Source organism: Nonomuraea sp. MG754425 (assembly GCF_021699195.1).
Lineage (GTDB): Bacteria > Actinomycetota > Actinomycetes > Streptosporangiales > Streptosporangiaceae > Nonomuraea.
Map to the genome: position 1 here is coordinate 1 of NZ_SSXE01000382.1, position 2,699 is coordinate 2,699.

Genomic DNA, 2,699 nt, shown 5'->3' on the forward strand with positions numbered 1-2,699 from the left:
GGTGATCGGTGGGTGGGGCGTGGTCACACGTCCACGACGGCTCTGGCCCGCCACTGCCCGCCCGTCCGGTCGAAGCGGAGGCCGTGCGTGGTGACCGCCTTCGGCATCGCGCCCACCTGCTCCACCGTGCCCGCCGGGACGGTGGACAGCCGCAGCCCGCCCTCCCGTCCGGGCCGGACGTCCACCACGACGCGTCCGTGCACCTCGACCTGGTAGATGACCTCCTCCAGGAGCGCGACCAGCAGCGCCGCACCGCCCTCCCGGACGGCCGTCGCGGGAAAGTCCACCTCGCGGCCGGAGGGGGCGTCGGCGGCCGGGCCGAGGTCGGCGAAGGTTTCCACCAGTGCCCGTACCGCTTCGGCCAGGCACGCGTCGCGATCGTCGGCCCACGCCTCCAAGGCGATGTCGGCGGTGTGCGGGACCGTGCGATGACCTCGGCTCATGCCGCCACTCCATCAGACGACGGCGAAAACGCCTCCAGGAAATGCCGTCGCGGCCTCGCCCGCCGCCCGTTAGGATACGAATGTATCCATATGGGAGGTGGGGATACCATGCGCGTTCCTGACCGGCCGTCCGCCTTCGCCGGCGACTCCGCCCGTGACAAGTACTACGCCGTCTATGACCGGGTGCTCGCCGAGCTGTGGCCGGTGCCGGTGGACGCCATCGACGTGGAGACCCGCGCCGGCAGCGTGCGGATCCACCGGGCCGGTCCCGCCACGGGAGACCCCGTCGTCCTGGTGGCCGGCGCCGGCGGGAACACGCTGAGCTGGTACCGCTCCATCGAGCCGCTGGCACGCACGCGGCCGGTCATCGCCGTCGATCCGCTCGGCGAGCCAGGCCGCTCGGTGCAGCGGCGCACGCTCGCGACCAGTGCCGAGGTCGGCGGCTGGCTCACCGACGTCCTGGCCGCGGTCGGGGCCGGGCGCGCCCATGTGGCGGGCTTCTCCGCCGGTGGCTGGACCGCGGTGTGGGCCGCGGCGGAACAGCGACCTGGCCGGGTCGCGGCGCTGACGCTGGTGGATCCGGGGGGATTCGCGCCGATCACCGGGCGGTTCGTCCGGTGGGCCGCCGCCGGCGCCATCGCCTCCATGCTGCCGCGTCCGCTGCGACACCGCATGGCTGACGTCGTGAGCAACGGGGTGCTGCGCGAGGATGGGCTCGTGAGGCTGATGCGGGCCGGCTTCTCCTTCCGCCGGCGCGTGCTCATCCCGCCCGCCTATACCGACGAGCAGATACGTGAGGTGTCCGTGCCCGTACAGGTGCTGCTGGGCGCCCGCAGCACGTTGCACGACGCGCAGGCGGTGGCCGCCCGGCTGGCCGAGATCGCACCGTCATGGCGGGTGGAGATCGTCCCCGGCACCGGACACTCGCTGCCCGTCGAAGCTCCGCACCTGGTCGCCGAGCGGATCCGCACCTTTCCCGGCCCGGCGCGGCCCGGGAGCACGACGCCGGAGCACGGCACGGACGACAGGTAGGAAACGGCAATGCCCAGAAAGGTGGATCACGATGAGCGGCGCCGCCGGTTGACCGAGGCGCTGCTGCGCATCGCCAGCACTCGCGGCCTGCAGGCGGTGTCGATGCGTGAGATCGCCGCCGAGGCCGGCGTCTCGCTGCGGGTCGTTCAGTACTACTTCACGAACAAGCAGGCCCTGCTCGAATCCGGCCTCACCGAGTTGGGCGCCCGGATGGACCGCCGGCTCAAGCAGCGGACCGCCGGCGCGGGCGAGCTGACACCGCGGGGCGTCTTCGCCGCCGTCCTCGACGTGGTCCTGCCCTCCGACGAGCAGAGCCGCCTGGACTCCATGGCCTGGAACGCCTACTACACCGCCGCCCTCACCGACCCCGCGCTCGCCGCGGTCGGGGTCACCCTGCCCGACACGCTGGAGAACTTCCTCACCGTCCGGCTCACCACCGCCCAGCAGGCCGGGGAGATCACCCCCGATCGTGACCCGCGTACCGAAGTGGCCGGTCTGCTGGCGCTCGCCAACGGTCTGACCTCCAGCGTGCTGAGCGGGCAGCGCGGCCACGAGGCCGCCGCGAAGATCATCGACTATCACCTGGATCGCCTGTTCGGGCCGGCGCCGGCCTGACCCGGCGGCGATCGGCGCGGGCCGCGCTCGGAGGCGTCAAGAAAGGGTAGGCGCGCGGCAACCACGGACGGTGCACACCCCGGGCCGGGATAGAGTCGTCATGGTGATCAACTGGTTGGCAGGGGCGCGTCGGCGAGGCGGCCCGTGACGGAACGCCTGCGGATCACCGAAGTCCACCTCGACTCCCGCGTCACCGTGGTGACCGTCACCGGTGAGCTCGACATGGACACCTGCCCTCTGCTCCAGGCCGCGCTGGCTCGGGCGCTGCCCCGGGTCGCGATCGATCTGAGCGCCCTGACCTCGGCGGACTCGTACGGGCTGACCGTCCTGATCGCCATGCACCAGCACGCGCGGGCGTCGGGCGGACGGGCGCTGGTGTGCGGCGCGGGTGACCTGATTCGGGCGGTCTTCCGGCAGCGCGGGCTGGATCGTGTGCTGGAGCTGCGGCCCGTGCTCGCGGAGGCCGTCGCCGAGCTGCGCGCACTCTGACGGGGCCGGTCCTGGCGGTGTCGTGCCCGGCGGACGCGGGGGACCGCCGGGGACGGGGAGCGGGTCAGGTCAGGAGGCCGGGGTCTCTGTCGGGGTCTCCGTCGGGGTCTCCGTCGGGGT

General features: G+C 73.0%; 4 protein-coding genes. 3 read left to right on the plus strand and 1 reads right to left on the minus strand.

Annotated elements, in window-relative coordinates:
- Window positions 1-23 precede the first annotated feature (23 nt).
- Window positions 24-443: an archease gene (locus FAF44_RS52740; protein WP_237111046.1), complete on the minus strand. Its 420-nt coding sequence runs from the start codon at window positions 441-443 to the stop codon at window positions 24-26.
- A 108-nt stretch (window positions 444-551) separates the two neighbouring features.
- Here FAF44_RS52740 and FAF44_RS52745 point away from each other — a divergent pair, with 108 nt between their 5' ends.
- From FAF44_RS52745 to FAF44_RS52755, 3 genes are all read left to right on the plus strand, one after another.
- Window positions 552-1,475 carry an alpha/beta fold hydrolase gene (locus FAF44_RS52745; protein ID WP_237111047.1) on the plus strand — a complete coding sequence of 308 codons (924 nt, stop codon included), beginning with the start codon at window positions 552-554 and terminating at the stop codon, window positions 1,473-1,475.
- A 9-nt stretch (window positions 1,476-1,484) separates the two neighbouring features.
- Window positions 1,485-2,090, plus strand: coding sequence for a TetR/AcrR family transcriptional regulator (locus tag FAF44_RS52750; RefSeq protein ID WP_237111048.1), 606 nt, complete (start codon window positions 1,485-1,487; stop codon window positions 2,088-2,090).
- Window positions 2,091-2,234: 144 nt separating this feature from the next.
- Window positions 2,235-2,579 carry an STAS domain-containing protein gene (locus FAF44_RS52755; RefSeq protein ID WP_237111049.1) on the plus strand — a complete coding sequence of 115 codons (345 nt, stop codon included), beginning with the start codon at window positions 2,235-2,237 and terminating at the stop codon, window positions 2,577-2,579.
- Window positions 2,580-2,699 lie beyond the last annotated feature (120 nt).